Here is an 18675-nt window from a genome sequence, read left to right as displayed (position 1 = left end):
TCTCCTATCGTCATCCGAATGCGCCAGTACTCTCCGGATCTCACCCCGCCGTGGAAGAAGCCCAAGCCGGTGCCCGAGGTCCCCGCGGACCCGGGCCTGGTGGTCGAGGAGCCCGGTACGGGGTTCTGCGGGGCGGTGATCGGCTGCGAGGCGGGCACGGTGACACTGGAGGACCGTTTCGGCAAGCACCGGGTGTTCCCGCTGGAGCCGCGCGGTTTCCTGCTGGAGGGCAGGGTGGTCACGCTGGTCCGTCCGGCCGCGGGACCGGTACGGCCCGGCCGCACGGCATCCGGTTCGGTCGCCGTGCCGGGCGCACGGGCCCGGGTGGCGCGGGCCGGCCGCATCTACGTGGAGGGCCGCCACGACGCCGAACTGGTCGAGCGCGTCTGGGGCGACGACCTCCGTATCGAGGGTGTCGTGGTCGAGTACCTGGAGGGCGTCGACGATCTCCCCGCCGTCGTGGAGGAGTTCGCCCCGGGGCCGGACGCCCGGCTCGGCGTGCTGGTCGACCATCTGGTCCCGGGCACGAAGGAGTCGCGTATCGCGGCGGCGGTCACGAGTGACCACGCCCTCGTCCTCGGCCACCCGTACATCGACGTCTGGGAGGCCGTGAAGCCGTCCTCCGTGGGCATTCCCGGCTGGCCCCGGGTCCCGCGCGGGCAGGACTGGAAGACGGGCGTGTGCCGGGCCCTGGGCTGGCCGGAGAACACCGGCGCGGCCTGGCAGCACATCCTGTCCCGGGTGCGCTCCTACAAGGACCTGGAGCCGGAACTCCTGGGCCGGGTGGAGGAGCTGATCGACTTCGTCACGGCGCCGGAGTGACACGGGGGCCGGCGGGATCGGTGGCACCGGGGGCGTAGGTCTCGGCGGGGCCGTCGAGGTCGCGGGGGGGGGCGTGGGGGCCGCGGGTGTCGACGCGGCCGTCGAGTGCGTGGCCGTCGCGTCCTCGGCCGGCCACTCACCAGGGATCATGGACGCGGACCGCAGGCCACCGGGTGTTCAGTCCACCAGGTCCCGGACCACCGCGTCCGCGAGCAGGCGCCCACGCAGCGTGAGGACGGCGCGGCCCTCGTCGTAGGGGCCGTTCTCGAGGAGTCCGTCGGAGAGTGCGCGGCGGGAGGCCGAGAGCCCCTCCGGCCGGAGCAGGGAGAGCGGGCAGCCCTCGCGCAGCCGCAGTTCGAGGAGGATCCGCTCGACGCGGCGGTCCTCGCCGGAGAGCAGCTCACGGCCCGCACCGGGAGACCTCCCCGCCGCCAGCGCCGCCGCGTACGCCCCGGGGTGCTTCACGTTCCACCAGCGCACGCCGCCGACGTGGCTGTGCGCCCCCGGCCCGGCCCCCCACCAGTCCGCGCCGCGCCAGTACAGCTCGTTGTGCAGGCACCGGCCGGCCTCGGAGGTGGCCCAGTTGGACACCTCGTACCAGTCGAAGCCCGCCGCGGCCATCACCTCGTCCGCGATGAGGTAGCGGTCCGCGTGGACGTCGTCGTCCGTCATCGGGACCTCGCCCCGGCGGATGCGCCGGGCCAGCTGGGTGCCCTCCTCGACGATCAGGGCGTACGCGGAGACATGGTCGGGCCCGGCGCCGAGCGCGGCGTCCAGCGAGGCCCGCCAGTCGTCGTCGGACTCGCCGGGCGTGCCGTAGATCAGGTCGAGGTTCACGTGCTCGAAGCCCGCCGCGCGCGCCTCGGCGACACAGGCCTCGGGGCGTCCGGGGGTGTGCGTGCGGTCGAGCACCTTCAGCACGTGCTGCCGGGCGCTCTGCATGCCGAAGGAGATCCGGTTGAAGCCCCCGGCCCGCAGGGTCGCGAGGTACTCCGGGTCCACGGACTCCGGGTTCGCCTCCGTGGTGATCTCGGCGTCGTCCGCGAGCCCGAACTCCTCGCGGACAGCCCCCAGCATCCGTACGAGGTCGTCGGCGGCCAGCAGCGTCGGCGTGCCGCCCCCGACGAAGACCGTACGGACGGGGCGCGGGTCGTCGCCGAGCACCTTGCGGGCGAGCCGGACCTCGTCGATCAGGCTGGACGCGTAGTTGTCCCGGGAAGCGAGCACGCCTCCGGTGCCCCGCAGCTCGGTCGCCGTGTAGGTGTTGAAGTCGCAGTACCCGCAGCGGGTCGCGCAGTACGGCACGTGGAGATAGAACCCGAGGGGGCGGTCGGCGGCCCCGGCCAGGGCGTGCGCGGGCAGCGCCCCGTCGTCGGGGACGGGCTCACCGTCGGGGAGTGCGGAAGGCATGTCTTCCATTGTCCCGTACTCGGCCGCATGCCCCTTTCCACGGCCGCCCGCGCTCCGGCGGCGGCGTGTGAAGGGGATCCGGGCCTCAGGGTGCCAGGGCCCTCGCTACTCGGCCTGCAGCACCAGCAGGGCCAGGTCGTCCTCCGGCGGCTTGCCGCCGAACTCGTGCACCAGTCGCCGGATCCGCTTCGCGACCAGCTCCGCGTCGAGCCCCGTACAACCCGCGAGGGCCTGCGCGAGCCCCTCGTCGTCGTCGAACTGGCGCGGGCCGCTGCGACGCTCCGTCACCCCGTCGGTCACGCACAGCACGGTGTCCCCGGGATACAGGTCCAGGGTCTCGGAGACGTAGGTCGCGTCCTCGAAGACGCCGAGCAGCGTCTGCGGCTCGGCCACCTCCCGTACGTCACCGTCGGGGCCCAGGATCAGCGGCAGCGGGTGTCCGGCCGACGCGAGGGTGCAGCGCACGCCTCCGTCGAAGGGCACCAGTTCGCCGTACAGCATGGAGAGGAAGCGGGTCTGCGGGCCCTCGTCGGGGCCGAGGGAGGGTCCGCCCGCGGCCACCAGCGCGCGGGCCGCGGCGTCGGCCGCCTCCGTGGCGTCGTCGAGCAGGAGCTGGTTGAGGCGGTCGAGGACGTCGGCGACCTGGTAGCCCTCCCGGGCCAGCAGCCGCACCCACGGCCGGGCGAGGCCGATCACGACGGCGGCCTCGGGCCCCTTGCCCTGCACGTCACCGAGGACGAAGCACCAGCGCCCGTCACCGGCCGGGAACAGGTCGTAGAAGTCCCCGCTGGGCCCGCCCTTGTCGAGCGGCTCGTAGACGAGGGCGCTGCGCACCCCGGGGATCTCGGCGACCGCCCCGGGCAGCAGTCCTCGCTGGAGGACCCGGCTGATGGTGGCCTGCCGCGCGTACTGACGGGCCGCGCCGATGGCGAGGGCGATCCGGCGGCTGAGGTCCTCGACGAGTCCGGTGATCTCGTCGGGGAAGCAGGTCAGCCCGGCCCGCCCGATGACGAGGGTCCCGAGCGGCCGCCCGCCGGCGATCAGCCGGTAGGCCAGCGCCGCCCCGCTCACTCCTTCCGCCCCGCTCACTTCTCCCGGTCCGCTCACTTCTCCCGGTCCGCCCATGACGTCCGCGCCCGCCGGCGTGTCGCCCGCCCCCAGCGTCTCCCCCGGCCAGGGCACGGGCACGGCGCGGGAGCGCACCGAGTCGGGCAGCCGGGGCGGGTCCTTCTCCAGCGCCCGGCGCAGTTCCTCGATGCGGTTCTCACTGCCGTGCCAGACCCGGGCGAGCCGCGGCCCGAGCGCAAGCCCGAGGCCGCCCGCCCGGTCGGTGGCCTCGTCCTCCAGCCAGACCGCGCACCAGTCGGCGAGCCGGGGCACCAGGAGCTGTCCGGCGAGCGCGGCGACCAGGTCCTCGTCGAGCTGGCCCGCGAGCAGGTCGGAGGCCTCGGCGAGGAAGGACAGGGCACCGCGGTTGAGCCAGTCGTGGTCACCGGACGGATCGCGCCTCGGTCCCGCGGTGGTCGTCCCGCCGCCGAGCGCCCCGGTCCCACGCTCCCCGGCGTACACCCCGGTCTCCGCGCCGCCGCCCGTCAGCGCACCGCCCGGCCCCGCGACGGCGTCCGGACCCCGGGCGCCCGAGCCCCGGTCGACGCCCGGTTCCCCTGCCACGGCCGTCCCGCTGTCGCCCGCCGTCTCGCCGCTCGTCCCGCCCTCCAGTCCGAACCCCGCGCCGAATTCCGCCGCCCCGTCCACGGGCAACCGCGCCCACACGGTCTTGACGCCGGTGCGATAGGTGATGCCCCAGGCCTCGGAGAGCGTGGAGACGAGCCGCAGCCCGCGCCCGTACTCGGGTGTGCCGTACGGGCGTTCGGCCGCGTCCTCGCGCACCGCGCGCGAGGGGTGGTGGTCGGAGACCTCGACGATCACCGCGTGCAGCACACCCGCCCCGCCGTCGTCGCCCGTCTCGAGCCGGCACACCAGCTCCACGTCCGTGCCCGCGTGCACGACCGCGTTGGTGACGAGTTCGCTGACGATCACGACGGCGTCGTCGCGGAGGCGCTCGCCGACCGTCTCGGCGTCCGGCAGCGCGAGTGCGGCCCGGTCGGCGAGCGCCTCGCGCACCAGCCGGCGGGCGGCTCCGGGCGCGAGCGGGGTTCCCGGCAATGCCGCGCGCACCACTGTCTCCAGGTCGGCACGGTGGTGCGCGGGCGCGTCAGGGGCATGCGCCATGGAGTCCCGCCGGGACTCCCGTTGCGTCGGAATGGCCCCCACTGTGCAGCTCCCTGAGCAGTTCGGACGATTACGCCTCAGGCGACACGGACAGAGTGACAGACTGGCCCCGCCCATAAGCGCCGAGTTACCGAAGTGGGCTGTCATGAGTGAGAACAGTGCTACGCGTGTGCTCGAAGACGGACAGAATCGGGCATTCGAAGACGGTCGGATCCCGGCGCCCCATCCGCGTCCGCCGCTCGCCGCGATGACCGCCGCGGGCGACGGCGACTTCACCGAGGCGCCGGAGACGGGACACGGTTCGTACGACGGGAAGCGTCAACTCCGCTGCGGAATGCGCGGGTTGGCCCACGCGGCGAACAGGGCGGCCGATCGACTGACGCTCTCCACCGGCGAGGTGACCCGGGTCGCCCACCAGGCCGGCGCCGCGGGCCGTCCCGGCGGCAGGACCGAGGTGCGGGGACTGTAGGGCAGTTGCTGATCGTGATCGACGGTATCCGCGGCGTCCTCGCGCTCACCGCGACGGCGGTGCCGGAGACCGCGGGAAGTCCGTCGCCCGCGGCGCCGACGACCGCGGACCCGGGCCGGTGGACGTCGATCAGTCGCTGACCGTCGTCCGCGCCCTCCCCGGCCCGGAGGGCGCGGGCCTCGAAGCGCGGGACGACAGCGTTCCCGAATCCGTTGTTCCGGGACCGAGCACGACCGGGGAGGCCGCGGACCCGCCGACGACCGAGTGAGGAACAGTCACCATGAGCGCTGAGGAAGAGACCGACGAGCGCGCCAGCATCCTCCTGGTCGACGACATGGAGGACAACCTGGTCGCACTGGAGGCCGTCCTGGGGTCCCTCAACGAGCCTTTGGTGCGCGCGCGTTCGGGCGAGGAGGCGATGGAGGCGCTGCTGCGGCAGCGCTTCGCCGTCGTCCTCCTGGACATCCGCATGCCCGGCATGGACGGCTTCGAGACCGCCGCGCACATCAAGCGGCTCGACCAGACCAAGGACGTCCCCATCATCTTCCTGACCGGCACCGACGCCGACGCGGGCTACGCCTTCCGCGGCTACGCCACCGGCGCCGCGGACTATCTGACGAAGCCGTTCGACCCCTGGGTGCTGCGCGCCAAGGTCACCGTGTTCCTGGACCTGCACCGCAAGAACCAGCAGCTGGAACGGCTACTGGCCCAGGAACACGCTCACGCCGCCCGGATCGGCACGCGGCTGGCGGCCCTGGAGAAGCAGCTGGCGACCCAGGACCCCCCGAACGTGCCGGACCTGCGCAGGCAGGTGGGAGAACTGCGGCACCTGGTGGCGCGGGCGGCCGGCACCCACGCACCATGAGGGACGCGGGGAGCCGCCCGCTCGGCCCCGCCGGACCCGCGCCCCCGCGACGGGCCGTGCGGTCCGGCGGCCGCCCCCGGGGCTCAGGACTCGCGCGTACCGGCGTACATCTCCTCGATCAGCCCCTTGTACTCCCGTTCCACGACCGGCCGCTTGAGCTTCAGACTCGGCGTGATCTCCCCGTGCTCGACGTCGAGGTCACGCGGCAGCAGGCGGAACTTCTTGATCGTCTGCCAGCGCTGGAGCCCGCTGTTGAGCTCCTTCACATAGCCCTCGATCAGTTCGACGGTGACCGGGGCGGCCACGACGTCGGCGTACGACCTGCCCTCCAGCCCGTTCTCCTTCGCCCACTCCAGGATCGACGGCTCGTCGAGGGCGATGAGGGCGGTGCAGAAGTTCCGGTCGGCGCCGTGCACGAGGATGTTGGAGACGTACGGGCAGACCGCCTTGAACTGGCCCTCGACCTCGGCGGGCGCGATGTACTTGCCGCCGGACGTCTTGATGAGGTCCTTCTTGCGGTCGGTGATGCGGAGGTAGCCGTCGGGGGACAGCTCGCCGATGTCACCCGTGTGGAACCAGCCGTCCGCCTCCAGGACCTCGGCGGTCTTCTCCGGCAGCCGGTGGTAGCCCTCCATGATGCCGGGGCCGCGCAGCAGGATCTCGCCGTCGTCCGCGATGCGCACCTCGGTGCCGGGCAGCGGCTTGCCGACCGTGCCGGTGCGGTAGGCCTCGCCGGGGTTCACGAAGGAGGCGGCGGAGGACTCCGTGAGGCCGTACCCCTCCAGGATGTGGATGCCGGCGCCCGCGAAGAAGTAGCCGATGTCGGGGGCCAGGGCCGCGCTGCCGGAGATGCAGGCGCGCAGTCTGCCGCCGAAGGCCTCGCGGATCTTGGCGAAGACGAGCGCGTCAGCGACCTTGTGCTTGGCCGCGAGCGCGAAGGGTACGGAGGCGGTGCCGGTGCGGCGGAAGTTGTCCTGCCCGGCCTTCGCGTACTCGCGGGCGACCTCAGCGGCCCACTGGAAGATCTTGTACTTGGCACCGCCGCCGGCCCGCGCCTTGGCCGCGACCCCGTTGTAGACCTTCTCGAAGATGCGCGGAACGGCCGCCATGTACGTCGGCTGCACCACCGGCAGATTCGCGATGATCTTGTCTACCCGGCCGTCGACGGCGGTGACGTGCCCGACCTCGATCTGGCCGGAGGTGAGCACCTTGCCGAAGACATGGGCGAGCGGCAGCCAGAGGTACTGCACGTCGTCGGGACCGAGCAGTCCGGTCGAGGCGATGGCCTTCGCCATGTACGCCCAGTTGTCGTGCGGGAGGCGGACCCCCTTGGGGCGGCCCGTGGTGCCGGAGGTGTAGATGAGGGTGGCGAGCTGGCCGGCGGTGATCGCACCGACCCGCTCCTTGATCAGCTCGGGGTTCTTCTCCAGATGCGCGGCGCCGCGCGCCTCCAGCTCGGCCAGGCTCAGGACGTCCTCGCCGGTCTCGACGCCGGCCGGGTCGATGACGACCACATGCGTCAGCTCGGGCAGCTCGGCGCGCTTCTCCCGCACCTTGGCGAGCTGGGCCGCGTCCTCGGCGATCAGGACCCGGCTGTCCGAGTCGGAGAGGATGAACGCGGACTCCTCGGCGTTCGTCTGGGGGTAGATCGTCGTCGTGGCCGCGCCCGCGCACATGATGCCGAGGTCGGCGAGGATCCACTCGACCCGCGTGGAGGAGGCGAGCGCGACGCGCTGCTCCGGCTGCACGCCCAGTTCGATCAGCCCGGCCGAGATGGCGAAGACCCGCTCGGCGGCCTGCGCCCAGCTCAGCGACTTCCACTCGTCCGCGCCCTGACCCGCGGGAGCGTCTGCCCGCTCGGTCGAGGCCGGACGTGCCGGGGCGGCTGGGACGGGGTAGCGGTAGGCCTCGGCGTCCGGCGTGGCCGCCACGCGCTCCAGGAAGAGGGCCGCCACGGACGGCGGACGGTTCTCGATCAGGGTCTGTGTGTCGCTCACGACATCCTCCGGGGCCCGCGACAGTGCGGCTGGCTGGCTCATTGCGGCTGTTGTTTAACTCGCGAGTAACTAACGAGCAGTGATCAGAGTAGAGCGCGTCCGGCCGGTGCGTAAGGGGCGGCGTCCTGTCACTTCCTACAGAGAGCGACGGTACACACGGCCGAGGGCCCGCCGCGCGTCAGCGCAACGGGCCCTCGAAATCGGCGAATCGGCCTACCTGGGGCGGCTACTTCTTGCCCTTGGCCCCGCCACCGCTGTCGTCGCTGGACAGCACGGAGATGAAGGCCTCTTGCGGAACTTCCACAGAGCCCACCATCTTCATCCGCTTCTTGCCCTCCTTCTGCTTCTCCAGCAGCTTCCGCTTACGGGAGATGTCACCGCCGTAGCACTTGGCGAGGACGTCCTTGCGGATGGCGCGGATGGTCTCGCGGGCGATGACCCGGGAGCCGATGGCCGCCTGGATCGGCACCTCGAAGGCCTGCCGCGGGATCAGCTCGCGCAGCTTGGCGACCAGCCGGACACCGTACGCGTACGCCGCGTCCTTGTGCGTGACCGCCGAGAAGGCGTCGACCTTGTCACCGTGCAGCAGGATGTCGACCTTGACCAGGCTGGAGGCCTGCTCGCCGGTGGGCTCGTAGTCCAGCGAGGCATAGCCGCGGGTCTTGGACTTCAGCTGGTCGAAGAAGTCGAAGACGATCTCCGCGAGCGGCAGGGTGTAGCGGATCTCGACCCGGTCCTCGGAGAGGTAGTCCATGCCGAGCAGGGTGCCGCGCCGGGTCTGGCACAGCTCCATGATCGCGCCGATGAACTCCGAGGGGGCGAGGACGGTAGCCCGCACGACGGGCTCGTACACCTTGTCGATCTTGCCCTCGGGGAACTCGCTCGGGTTGGTGACCACGTGCTCGCTGCGGTCCTCCATCTCGACGCGGTAGACCACGTTCGGCGCGGTCGCGATCAGGTCGAGCCCGAACTCGCGCTCCAGTCGCTCGCGGATCACGTCGAGGTGCAGCAGCCCGAGGAAACCGACCCGGAAGCCGAAGCCCAGTGCCGCCGAGGTCTCCGGCTCGTACACCAGCGCGGCGTCGTTGAGCTGGAGCTTGTCCAGGGCCTCGCGCAGCTCGGGGTAGTCGGAGCCGTCCAGCGGATACAGGCCCGAGAAGACCATGGGCCGGGGCTCCTTGTACCCGCCGAGCGACTCGGTCGCACCGTTGTGCAGGGTGGTGATCGTGTCACCGACCTTGGACTGGCGGACGTCCTTCACTCCGGTGATGAGGTACCCGACCTCGCCGACACCGAGCCCGTCGGCGGCCTTCATCTCGGGGGCCGAGACGCCGATCTCCAACAGCTCGTGGGTGGCGCCCGTGGACATCATCCGGATCCGCTCACGCTTGTTGAGCTGCCCGTCGATGACACGTACGTACGTCACCACACCGCGGTAGGAGTCGTAGACCGAGTCGAAGATCATCGCGCGGGCGGGGGCGTCCTGGACGCCGACCGGGGCGGGGATCTCCGCGACGACCCTGTCGAGCAGCGCCTCGACGCCCAGACCCGTCTTGGCGGAGACCCTCAGCACGTCCCCGGGGTCGCACCCGATGAGGTTCGCGAGCTCCTCGGAGAACTTCTCCGGCTGGGCGGCCGGCAGGTCGATCTTGTTCAGTACGGGGATGATCTTGAGGTCGTTCTCCATCGCCAGGTAGAGGTTGGCGAGAGTCTGCGCCTCGATGCCCTGGGCCGCGTCGACCAGCAGGACCGTGCCCTCGCAGGCCGCGAGGGACCGGGACACCTCGTACGTGAAGTCGACGTGCCCGGGGGTGTCGATCATGTTGAGGATGTGAGTGTTGCCCGGGTCCTCGGAGGGCGCCCAGGGCAGCCGGACCGCCTGGGACTTGATCGTGATCCCACGCTCGCGCTCGATGTCCATGCGGTCGAGGTACTGAGCGCGCATCTGCCGCTGATCAACCACCCCGGTCAGCTGGAGCATGCGGTCGGCGAGCGTGGACTTGCCGTGGTCGATGTGCGCGATGATGCAGAAATTGCGAATCAGAGCCGGGGCGGTACGGCTCGGCTCGGGCACATTGTTAGGGGTCGCGGGCACGCAGGGTCCTGTCTCTTGAGGCGCCTGTCGCCTCGGGTCGGATCGATACGTAGGCTCCATGGTCCCACGGGTGGGGAGCCGCGACCGGTTTGGGCCGGTCGCACGGCGGCTGGTAGCCTGGGTGGCTGTGTCTCATGCCCTCTCTGCACGAGGCACACCCCAAGGAAATCAAACGGCGGGCGAGACGAGCTGTCTCGCGCGCCTGAACCTGTAGAGGCTCATTCGTGGCGAACATCAAGTCCCAGATCAAGCGGATCAAGACCAACGAGAAGGCGCGGCTGCGCAACAAGGCCGTCAAGTCCTCTCTGAAGACCGCGGTCCGCAAGGCCCGCGAGGCTGCTGCCGCGGGTGACGTCGAGAAGGCCACCGAGTACACGCGCGCCGCGTCGCGCCAGCTCGACAAGGCCGTCTCGAAGGGCGTCATCCACAAGAACCAGGCCGCCAACAAGAAGTCGGCGCTTGCTTCGAAGGTCGTTGCCCTCAAGGGCTGAGTCCTACCCGACTTGACCGCCGGAAGGGACCAAGCGGGCCCTCTCACCCGCTCCTGACCGGCACCCCCGGATCCGTGCGCGACCTGCGTTCGCCACGCGGGCACGGATCCACAGGCTTGAACCGAAGGCCCCGCTCGTCCTCCTTCCCCGGGAGCGCCGGCGGGGCCTTCGGTCTGCCGCATGCCTGCCGTGCCCGGGGATCACGGGACAGCCCTCAGCCCCGTCGGGACCGGGCCGCCCGGGCGATGGCCACGATCGCCTTCTCCAGCGCGTACGCGGGGTCGTCCCCACCGCCCTTGACTCCGGCATCCGCGTCGGCGACCGCCCGCAGTGCGACGGCGACCCCGTCCGGCGTCCACCCCCGCATCTGCTGCCGCACCCGGTCGATCTTCCACGGCGGCATCCCCAGCTCGCGGGCGAGATCAGCCGGCCGCCCCCCGCGCGCGGAGGACAGCTTCCCGATCGCCCGCACGCCCTGCGCCAGCGCACTGGTGATCAGGACCGGCGCGACCCCGGTGGACAGAGACCAGCGCAGCGCCTCCAACGCCTCCGCCGCCCGCCCCTCCACGGCCCGATCGGCCACGGTGAAGCTCGACGCCTCGGCCCGCCCGGTGTAGTACCTGCCGACGACGGCCTCGTCGATCGTCCCCTCGACATCCGCGGTCAGCTGGGACACCGCTGCCGCCAGCTCCCTCAGATCACTCCCGATGGAGTCGACGAGCGCCTGGCAGGCCTCCGGTGTCGCGGACCTCCCCAGCGCCCTGAACTCGCTCCGCACGAACGCCAGCCGGTCCGCCGGCTTCGTCATCTTGGGGCACGCCACCTCCCGGGCCCCGACCTTGCGCGCGGCGTCGAGCAGTCCCTTGCCCTTGGCCGCGCCCGCGTGCAGCAACACGAGGGTGATCTCCTCGGCCGGCGCGCCCAGATACGCCTTCACGTCCTTGATGGTGTCGGCCGACAGATCCTGCGCATTGCGTACGACCACGACCTTGCGCTCGGAGAAGAGCGACGGGCTCGTCAGCTCGGCGAGCGTGCCGGGCTGCAACTGGTCCGGGGTGAGGTCCCGGACGTCCGTGTCGGCGTCGGCGGCCCTGGCGGCGGCCACCACCTCCTGCACGGCACGGTCGAGCAGGAGATCCTCCTGGCCCACGGCGAGTGTGACGGGGGCGAGAGGGTCGTCTTGTGCGGTCTTCTTGGCCATCCCCGAAAGCATCCCACGCGCCACTGACAACGAACGCCGAGCGGCCCGGCCCGGCCCGGCCGACGCGGGTGCACGGACGGCGCGCGCGGCCTCGTACAGCACGCGCGGACCCCGCGGCGCGGGGCCGTACGGCACCTCCCGGGCACACGGCCTCCGCACAGCAGACGCCCCCACCCGCATGCCCCACGCGTCCCCGCCCGGTGCCCGGTGGAGCCTTGCGTGTGGCGGACCTCTACGGCTCCTCTCCGGCAGGCTCCTCTACGGCTCCTCGCGCCAGCCGTCCCACTCCGCGGCGAACTCGTCCAGCTCCTTCGGGTCGAGCCGCTCCTCGGTATCCGTCAGGACGACCAGCCACTGCGCGTCCTCGGCGTCGTCCTCACCGGCCAGCGCGTCCCTGACGAGCTGCGGTTCCTCCGCGAGGCCGAACCGGTCACCGACCGCCTCCGCCGCCTCTTCCGCCGCGTCGCGGTCGGGCAGCACCAACACATGTCTCACGTCACTCACGAGGACATTTTCCGCTACGTCCGGCCGGGCCGACGCCCGGGTCCGTCACAACGCCGATCCCGGTCACCGCACCGGCCAGCACACCCGTCAGCCTTCTGGACGATCTGCACGTCCAGCTCGGTCCTGATGCTCGGCCCGACCACCGCGATGCCACGCGCGAGCATCGTCTGCCAGCTGACGGTGAAGTCGCCGCGGTGCGACTCGGTCGTTGCCCGGCAGGCGGCCCGCACCTCGTCCTCCATCCCGTTGCCGAGCCCGAGGTACTCCGTGTCGAGCGTGCCCGTGCCCCTCACGCCGTGCAGCGACAGCACCCCGGTCCCCGCCCAGCGGCTCCCGCCCCGGTGCACAGCGTTCGCCGGAGAACTCCAGCGCCGGAAAGCGCGCCACGTCCAGGAAGTCCCCCGACCGTCGCCCGGCCGCGGCAGGGCGGGCGGCTGGGCAGCGTGCAGCGTCACATCGCCGAGCGAGGCCGACGTCTTCTCCCCGACGACGGCGTTCGGCGTGCGGCGTGCGCGCGGTACGGCGTGTACCCCTCCGCCGACACCGCACCAGTGCGACTTTCGAGGCGACACGGGAGTACATCGCCAAAATCCGGCACATGTGCCGGGACTGCGGCCGGGTAACGCCTTCTGCCCTACGCGTACCCCTTTCGCCCGCCCCGGCGCTCACCCCCTCCGCCGACGCTCCGGTCAGGCCTTCCGCACTTCAGGCACCTGGTCCAGTTCGATCCCGAAGCGTTCCCGGTAGACCGCCAGCACCTCCTCGTCCGTGGCCGGCTCCGTCACCTCCTTCGTCCCGTCCGGCGCCGTCACCGTCAGGCTCCGGCCGCTGAGCGTGATCCGCCCCCCGTCCTCCGTGACCCGTGAACACACCGTCGAACGGCCGAAATGCGACATCGGCGAGGTGCTGTTCCACCAGGCGCCGGCCACGAAGTCCCCGAGCACCCGCGGCCGCACCTCCAGGCGGTACTGCGGTCCGGCGTTCCGGATGACGTCCAGATCCTCGGCCTCTCGTCGCCCTCCGACTCCCCGCACCCCCGCCGCGTCCGGCCCCGCCTCGACGACCCTGAACGTGCCGCCCGGATCCGCCTGTTCGCTCCGCTCCCCGAAAGCCAGCGGATAGTGACTGAGCGTCCCGAAGCCGACGTCCGCCAGCCAGTCGCCCCCGTCCACCGTCCGCACCCGCAAGGCGAGGTGGTCGTACGGAATCCCCAGCCGCCCCTCCTCGCCGTACACCCGGGCCGAGAGAAGCGTCACATCGAAGCCCAGCGCTCCCAGCAACGCCCCGAACAGACCGTTCAGTTCGTAGCAGAAGCCGCCCCTGCGCGCGCCCACCACCTTGTCCAGCAGGTGTTTCTCCTCCAGCACGATCTCCTCTCCCAGATGGATCGACAGGTTCTCGAACGGCACCGTCTTGAGATGGCGAAGGTGCAGCTCACGCAGCACCCCGGAGGTGGGCCACGCCGGGTGCTGGGCACCGATTCGGCGGAGGTAGGCATCAGCCTGTGCGGAATTCATGACCTCAGTCTCTCGCCACGCCCAGCTCTGCGCCCGCACCGACCACAGCCAGTGCCCCGTCCCTGTCCGTCCGCAGCACCACGGCACCCCCCGCGCGCAGCGCCGCGATCGTCCCGGGAGCGGGGTGCCCGTACGGGTTGTCCCTCCCGCAGGAGATCAGAGCGATCCGCGGAGCGGCCCTCCGTATGAGTTCCGGATCCTGGTAGGCCGAGCCGTGATGGGCGACCTTGAGCACGTCCACGGCCGCCAGCTCGTCGGCGACGGGCGACCTCAACAGCGCCCGCTGGGCCGGTGGTTCGAGGTCCCCCAGAAGCAGCATCCGCAGTCCGGCCGACCGGACGAGCAGGGCGACACTGGCGTCGTTCGGACCGTCCGGCACAGGGCCCGGCGGACTCGGCCCCGGCCACAGCACCTGCCATGCGAGGCTTCCCGTCCGCCGTCGCTCCCCTGCCACGGCCCGCGTCACCTCGATGTGCCGCGCGGCCGCCTCCCGGCGCACGAACTCGGCCTGGTCCGGCGGCTCCTCGAAACCGGTCGTCTCGATCGCCCCCACGGAACGACCGCGCAACACGCCCGGAAGCCCCGCCACATGATCGGCGTGGAAGTGCGTGAGCACGACGAGCGGAATCCGGGTGACACCGAGTGCGCTGAGACAGTGGTCGACCAGTCCCGGGTCCGGCCCGGCGTCCACCACCACCGCGGTGCCGTCGCCCGCCGCCAGCACCGTCGCGTCGCCCTGCCCCACGTCGCACATCGCGAATCGCCAGCCGGGCGGCGGCCATCCCGTGATCACCCTGGTGAGCGGTGCCGGCCGTACCACGACCAGCAGGAACACCACGAGGCACACACCGATCGCCCAGGGGTGCTTCAGGAGCTGTCGGCCGAGAAGCACGACGACCGCCGTGACCAGGGCGAGCAGCAGCGCCCCCGTCCAGCTTCCCGGCCAGTCCAGGGTCCCACCGGGCAGCGCCGCCCCGGCCCGGGCGATGTCCGCGATCCACCGGGCGGGCCAACTCGCGCACCACGCCAGCGCCTTGGCGACAGCCGGGGCGAGCGGAGCGGTCGCCAGCGTCGCGAATCCCAGCACGGTGGCCGGCGCGACCGCGAACTCCGCGAGCAGATTGCACGGCACCGCCACCAGGCTCACCTGTGCCGAGAGGACGGCGATGACCGGTGCGCACAGCGCCTGCGCGGCTCCCGCGGCCGCGAGTGCCTCGGCCGGCCGGGGTGGCACCCCGTGCCGCTGGAGCGCCGCGCTCCAGCGCGGGGCGAGCGTGAGCAGGGCGCCGGTCGCCAGGACGGAGAGCAGGAAGCCGTAGCTACGGGCCAGCCAGGGGTCGTACAGCACCAGCAGCAGTACGGCCGTGGCCAGCGCGGGGATCAGTGATCTGCGGCGTCCGGTCGCGACGGCGAGCAGGGTGATCGAACCGCAGGCCGCGGCCCGCAGCACGCTCGGATCGGGCCGGCAGACGATCACGAAGCCGAGTGTGACCGCGGCGCCCAGCAGCGCGGTGGTCCGCAGCGGAACACCGAGCCGAGGTGCGAGGCCGCGTCGCTCGGCACGCTGGGCAAGGCCGGGCGGTCCGATGAACAGGGCCAGCAGAATCACGAGGTTTCCGCCGCTGACCGCGAGCAGATGCGTGAGATCGGTCGCCTTGAACGCGTCGTCCAGCTCCGGTGTGACCCTTGTGGTGTCCCCCACGACCAGCCCCGGCAGCAGGGCCCGCGCGTCCGCTTCCAGTCCGCCGGTCGCCTGCCGCAGTCCCTCGCGCAGCCGGCCGGCGAACCGCTGTGGCCCGGACGGTTCCCCCACCACCTCCGGCGGCCCGCTCCCCCGCACGCGCAGCACTGCCGCGACCCGGTCCCCGTCCGACAACGCGGGCGCCAGCCGCCCGGCCAACCGCAACCGCGTGGACGGCAGGAGCGACAGCCAGGGCGAACGCCGGTCGGCCGGTCCGGGTGAGCCTCTCGGCGCCCTCGCGTCGACGATCACCAGCACCGGCGTACGCGTCTCCACGGCTCGCCCGCTCCCGTCCGCCCGCGTCACCCGCCGGACCTCGGCGTCGAGCAGCACGGCGGTCGGAGCCGCGTGGTCCCCCTTGATCCGGGGCCGGCTGAGCCGTGCGTCGGAGGTGACCTCCGCCTCGACGGTCACGTGGGCGAACTGTCGCGCCAGGGACGGGACCGGCCCTCGGCGCACATCCGCTCCGTGCAGTCCCGCGGAGGCGGCGGCCGCCGCGGCGCAGAGCAGCACGGCGGCTGCGGACACCCTCGGCCACCTCCGCGGCGTCGCCCCCGGTCGCGGTCCGTCCCGCCGGCCCGTGCCGTCCGTGCGCCCGCGTCCCGCCGCCAGAAGGGCGCAGGCCACGGCCACGCAGCCCACCACCACAGCGATGGTCCGGCCGACCGGCGTGTCCAGCGTCAGCGCCGCCGTCGCCCAGGCCGCCAGAGCGGGCGGCACGAGCCGCAGGTCCGCCGGCCCCTCCTCCTGCGGATGCGCCCTGCCCAGCCGCTTGCCCGAGGCCGCGTGCACGGCCCGGCGATTCCCTGCCTCGCGGCTGTCCTTGGCCTCGCGGGGGTTCCCGCCCTCACGGCGGCCCCCGCCGCCACGGAGGTCCTGGTCCTCATGGAGGTCCCGGTCGCCACGAGGGCCCCGATCCCCATGGGGGTCCCGTGTCTCGGAGGTGTTCCGTGGCTCGGGGACGGTCCAGGTCCCAGGGGCGGTCCGGTCCGAGGCCATCCGCTTCGAGGGACTCATGGGCCCGCTCACGGCCGCACGAGATTCTGCAGATCGGCGAACCGGCCGTCTCCGATTCCCTTGACCTCGCGGAGCTCCTCGACCGAGCGGAATCCCCCGTGCTCGGTGCGGTACTCGATGATGTGCTGGGCGAGCACCGGACCGACACCGGGGAGGGTGTCGAGCTGGTCCACCGTGGCCGTGTTGAGGGAGACCGGAGCCGATGGTGCCGTCCCGGGGCCGGGTCCGCCCGCACCACCTGCGAGAGGGACGCCTCCCGTGCCCGGCACCGCCACGATCGCTGGAGCACCGACGACGACCTGCTCGCCGTCCACGAGGAGGCGTGCGCGGTTGAGACCCTTCGTGTCCGCCCCCGACCGCACCCCGCCCGCGGCCCGCAGCGCGTCCTCGACCCGCGACCCGGCGGGAAGGCGCTGGAGCCCGGGACTGCGCACCTTGCCGCTGACGTCCACCACGATCACGGTTCCGGCCGGGCCCGCGGTGTTCGCCGCCCCGGCCGCGCCGCCCGGCTCCGCCGGCGACGGTTCCGTGACTCCGCTTCCGCCTTCCGGCCCCTGCCTTCCGCCGAACGGAGCGACCGCCCGTACCGCTTCGGGAGCCCGCACCGGCTGTGTCCGGCCCGCCCAGAAGTGCTGCACGGCGAAGACGGCGGCGACGACGAGCAGCACACCGAACGCCGCCACGCTCCGGCGCTCCAGGCCGCACCTCGACTGCAGCCACAACGGCATCCGCTCCCGTACGGCGAGCCCGGCCCGGTGCCGCCACTCGGCCGCCGCGCCACGCGTGGGAACGCCGGTACCCGCGGGACCGCCCGGGTCCGGCGCCGGAGCCCCTTGATCCGAGGGTCCGGCGGGCGGAGGACCGTCATCGCGCCGCGACGACCGGTCCATGTCCCGGCCCCGGGCGGCCCCGAGCCCCGCCGAGGTTCTCGCCCTGGGAGCTGCCGCGTCCCGGTCCGCCCCCGGTGGTCCGTGCCCCGACTCCCCTTCGTCCCGGCCCGATTCGGGGAAGAGTGCCCGCGCGCGCAGGCGGAGCGCCTCGGCGGGGGCGTCATGGCGCCGGACATCGGCGCCGGAGCGGCTTCGCGGATGCGGACGACGAGAGTGGGTGCGGCGAGGGTGGGTGCGGCCGTCGGAGGCGGGACCGCGCCCCGGTCCACTGGTCGGTGTGGCTGTGCGTGAGCGGGATCGAAGTGCCATGCGTCGAGAATCCGGCACATCGCCATCTCGCGATGATCTTGCTCAATTCCGGTGGACTACCCACCAGTTGTGGACAACTCCGTCACCCACAGGGCTCACGGCCGGCACACCCTGCCTGCCGGCACGACACACCTGCCATACCCGACGCGGCCGGGCCGGCCGGCACCATCGCCATGGCCGACGCGATCAGCGCGGCCGGCTCACCGCTTCCCCCGCCTCACCGAGGCGAGATGACCGCCCCCAGCAACCCGGGCCCGGTGTGCGCCCCGATCACCGCCCCGACCTCGCTCACATGCAGATCGGCAAGACCCGGCACCCGTGCCCGCAATCGGTCCGCGAGGGCCGACGCCCGCTCGGGGGCGGCCAGGTGGTGGACAGCGATGTCGACCTGGGCGCTGCCCGCGCGTTCGGCCACGATCTCCTCCAGCCGGGCGATCGCCTTCGAGGCGGTGCGTACCTTCTCCAGGAGTTCGATGCGGCCGCCGTCGAGTTGCAGCAGCGGCTTCACCGCGAGCGCGGAGCCGAGCAGCGCCTGCGCCGCACCGATCCGGCCGCCGCGGCGCAGATAGTCGAGGGTGTCGACGTAGAAGTACGTGGAGGTGCCGGCGGCCCGCTTCTCCGCGGCCGTGACCGCCTCGTCGACGGTGCCTCCCGCCTCCGCGGACTGGGCCGCGGCCAGTGCGCAGAACCCGAGAGCCATCGCGACCATCCCGGTGTCCACCACGCGCACGGGCACGGGAGCCTCACGCGCGGCGAGGACCGCCGCGTCGTAGGTGCCGGAGATCTCGGCGGACAGATGGAGGGAGACGATGCCGGTCGCCCCCGACTCGGCGATCGCGCGGTAGGTGGCGGCGAAGACCTCGGGGCTGGGCCGGGATGTGGTGACGGGGCGCCGCTTCTGGAGTGCCTGGGCCAGGGAACGGGCCGAGATCTCGGTGCCTTCTTCGAGCGCCTGGTCGCCGAGGACCACGGTCAGGGGTACCGCGGTGATGCCGTGGCGCTCCATCGTCCGGGGCGGCAGGTAGGCCGTTGAATCGGTGACGATCGCGACATGGCGGGACATGAGCTGGAGGTTACCCGTCGGGGCGCCCGGACGGCAGCCCGGCCCCTCTCAC

General features: G+C 72.5%; 15 protein-coding genes and 1 pseudogene. 5 read left to right on the top strand and 11 right to left on the bottom strand.

All coding sequences use genetic code 11. The features are described from left to right. The first annotated feature begins 18 nt into the window (after window positions 1–18). Window positions 19–822 carry a DUF3097 domain-containing protein gene (locus tag ABZV34_RS03505; protein ID WP_356271035.1) on the top strand — a complete coding sequence of 268 codons (804 nt, stop codon included), beginning with the start codon at window positions 19–21 and terminating at the stop codon, window positions 820–822. A gap of 177 nt (window positions 823–999) precedes the next feature. On the opposite strand, the gene hemW is transcribed toward ABZV34_RS03505, so the two are convergent. Both hemW and ABZV34_RS03495 read right to left on the bottom strand, forming a co-directional pair. Then, window positions 1000–2232: a radical SAM family heme chaperone HemW gene (gene hemW / locus ABZV34_RS03500; protein ID WP_356271034.1), complete on the bottom strand. Its 1233-nt coding sequence runs from the start codon at window positions 2230–2232 to the stop codon at window positions 1000–1002. A gap of 105 nt (window positions 2233–2337) precedes the next feature. Continuing rightward, window positions 2338–4464, bottom strand: a complete 2127-nt coding sequence (locus tag ABZV34_RS03495; protein WP_356271032.1) for an ATP-binding SpoIIE family protein phosphatase — start codon at window positions 4462–4464, stop codon at window positions 2338–2340. Window positions 4465–4711: 247 nt separating this feature from the next. Here ABZV34_RS03495 and ABZV34_RS03490 point away from each other — a divergent pair, with 247 nt between their 5' ends. From ABZV34_RS03490 to ABZV34_RS03480, 3 genes are all read left to right on the top strand, one after another. After that, on the top strand, window positions 4712–4933 hold the full coding sequence (locus tag ABZV34_RS03490) for a hypothetical protein (protein ID WP_356271030.1): 222 nt from the start codon (window positions 4712–4714) through the stop codon (window positions 4931–4933). A gap of 118 nt (window positions 4934–5051) precedes the next feature. Next, complete coding sequence (locus ABZV34_RS03485) at window positions 5052–5201, top strand: hypothetical protein (RefSeq protein WP_356271029.1); 150 nt, start codon at window positions 5052–5054, stop codon at window positions 5199–5201. Window positions 5202–5213: 12 nt separating this feature from the next. Next, window positions 5214–5798 carry a response regulator gene (locus tag ABZV34_RS03480; protein ID WP_356271027.1) on the top strand — a complete coding sequence of 195 codons (585 nt, stop codon included), beginning with the start codon at window positions 5214–5216 and terminating at the stop codon, window positions 5796–5798. A gap of 83 nt (window positions 5799–5881) precedes the next feature. Here ABZV34_RS03480 and ABZV34_RS03475 read toward each other — a convergent pair whose 3' ends face one another. Both ABZV34_RS03475 and lepA read right to left on the bottom strand, forming a co-directional pair. Beyond that, window positions 5882–7795: an AMP-dependent synthetase/ligase gene (locus tag ABZV34_RS03475; RefSeq protein ID WP_356271025.1), complete on the bottom strand. Its 1914-nt coding sequence runs from the start codon at window positions 7793–7795 to the stop codon at window positions 5882–5884. A 226-nt stretch (window positions 7796–8021) separates the two neighbouring features. After that, window positions 8022–9890: a translation elongation factor 4 gene (gene lepA / locus ABZV34_RS03470; protein ID WP_356271023.1), complete on the bottom strand. Its 1869-nt coding sequence runs from the start codon at window positions 9888–9890 to the stop codon at window positions 8022–8024. 224 nt (window positions 9891–10114) lie between these two features. On the opposite strand from lepA, the gene rpsT reads away from it, so the two are divergent. Then, window positions 10115–10381, top strand: coding sequence for a 30S ribosomal protein S20 (gene rpsT / locus ABZV34_RS03465; protein ID WP_356271021.1), 267 nt, complete (start codon window positions 10115–10117; stop codon window positions 10379–10381). Window positions 10382–10595: 214 nt separating this feature from the next. Here rpsT and holA read toward each other — a convergent pair whose 3' ends face one another. From holA to ABZV34_RS03430, 7 genes and pseudogenes are all read right to left on the bottom strand, one after another. Beyond that, window positions 10596–11582, bottom strand: coding sequence for a DNA polymerase III subunit delta (holA, locus tag ABZV34_RS03460; protein ID WP_356271019.1), 987 nt, complete (start codon window positions 11580–11582; stop codon window positions 10596–10598). Between the two features lie 258 nt (window positions 11583–11840). Further along, window positions 11841–12086: a hypothetical protein gene (locus ABZV34_RS03455; protein ID WP_356271018.1), complete on the bottom strand. Its 246-nt coding sequence runs from the start codon at window positions 12084–12086 to the stop codon at window positions 11841–11843. 98 nt (window positions 12087–12184) lie between these two features. Then, window positions 12185–12633, bottom strand: a pseudogene (locus tag ABZV34_RS03450) (YceI family protein); the annotation flags it as partial. A gap of 142 nt (window positions 12634–12775) precedes the next feature. After that, a complete protein-coding gene (locus ABZV34_RS03445) occupies window positions 12776–13603 on the bottom strand; it encodes an arylamine N-acetyltransferase (RefSeq protein ID WP_356271016.1) in 828 nt (275 codons plus the stop codon). 4 nt (window positions 13604–13607) lie between these two features. After that, a complete protein-coding gene (locus tag ABZV34_RS03440) occupies window positions 13608–16136 on the bottom strand; it encodes a ComEC/Rec2 family competence protein (RefSeq protein ID WP_356271014.1) in 2529 nt (842 codons plus the stop codon). Window positions 16137–16369: 233 nt separating this feature from the next. After that, window positions 16370–17560: a ComEA family DNA-binding protein gene (locus tag ABZV34_RS03435; protein WP_356271012.1), complete on the bottom strand. Its 1191-nt coding sequence runs from the start codon at window positions 17558–17560 to the stop codon at window positions 16370–16372. A gap of 217 nt (window positions 17561–17777) precedes the next feature. Next, the gene (locus ABZV34_RS03430; RefSeq protein ID WP_168528062.1) at window positions 17778–18623 is read right to left on the bottom strand and encodes a DegV family protein; all 846 of its coding nucleotides are present in this window, start codon (window positions 18621–18623) and stop codon (window positions 17778–17780) included. Window positions 18624–18675: the final 52 nt, after the last annotated feature.

This window comes from Streptomyces sp. NPDC005195 (assembly GCF_040608315.1).
In the GTDB taxonomy this organism is placed as follows: Bacteria; Actinomycetota; Actinomycetes; order Streptomycetales; family Streptomycetaceae; genus Streptomyces; species Streptomyces kaempferi.
Note: the sequence above shows the minus strand (reverse complement) of the source record. Positions and strands in the feature narration are given on the sequence as shown.

Bases quoted from the DNA above. Each gene is read 5' to 3' on its own strand.
- ABZV34_RS03505 (WP_356271035.1), top strand. From the start codon at position 19: ATGCGCCAGTACTCTCCGGATCTCACCCCGCCGTGGAAGAAGCCCAAG.
- hemW (WP_356271034.1), bottom strand. From the start codon at position 2,232: ATGCCTTCCGCACTCCCCGACGGTGAGCCCGTCCCCGACGACGGGGCG.
- ABZV34_RS03495 (WP_356271032.1), bottom strand. From the start codon at position 4,464: ATGGCGCATGCCCCTGACGCGCCCGCGCACCACCGTGCCGACCTGGAG.
- ABZV34_RS03490 (WP_356271030.1), top strand. From the start codon at position 4,712: ATGACCGCCGCGGGCGACGGCGACTTCACCGAGGCGCCGGAGACGGGA.
- ABZV34_RS03480 (WP_356271027.1), top strand. From the start codon at position 5,214: ATGAGCGCTGAGGAAGAGACCGACGAGCGCGCCAGCATCCTCCTGGTC.
- holA (WP_356271019.1), bottom strand. From the start codon at position 11,582: ATGGCCAAGAAGACCGCACAAGACGACCCTCTCGCCCCCGTCACACTC.
- ABZV34_RS03445 (WP_356271016.1), bottom strand. From the start codon at position 13,603: ATGAATTCCGCACAGGCTGATGCCTACCTCCGCCGAATCGGTGCCCAG.
- ABZV34_RS03435 (WP_356271012.1), bottom strand. From the start codon at position 17,560: ATGGCACTTCGATCCCGCTCACGCACAGCCACACCGACCAGTGGACCG.
- ABZV34_RS03430 (WP_168528062.1), bottom strand. From the start codon at position 18,623: ATGTCCCGCCATGTCGCGATCGTCACCGATTCAACGGCCTACCTGCCG.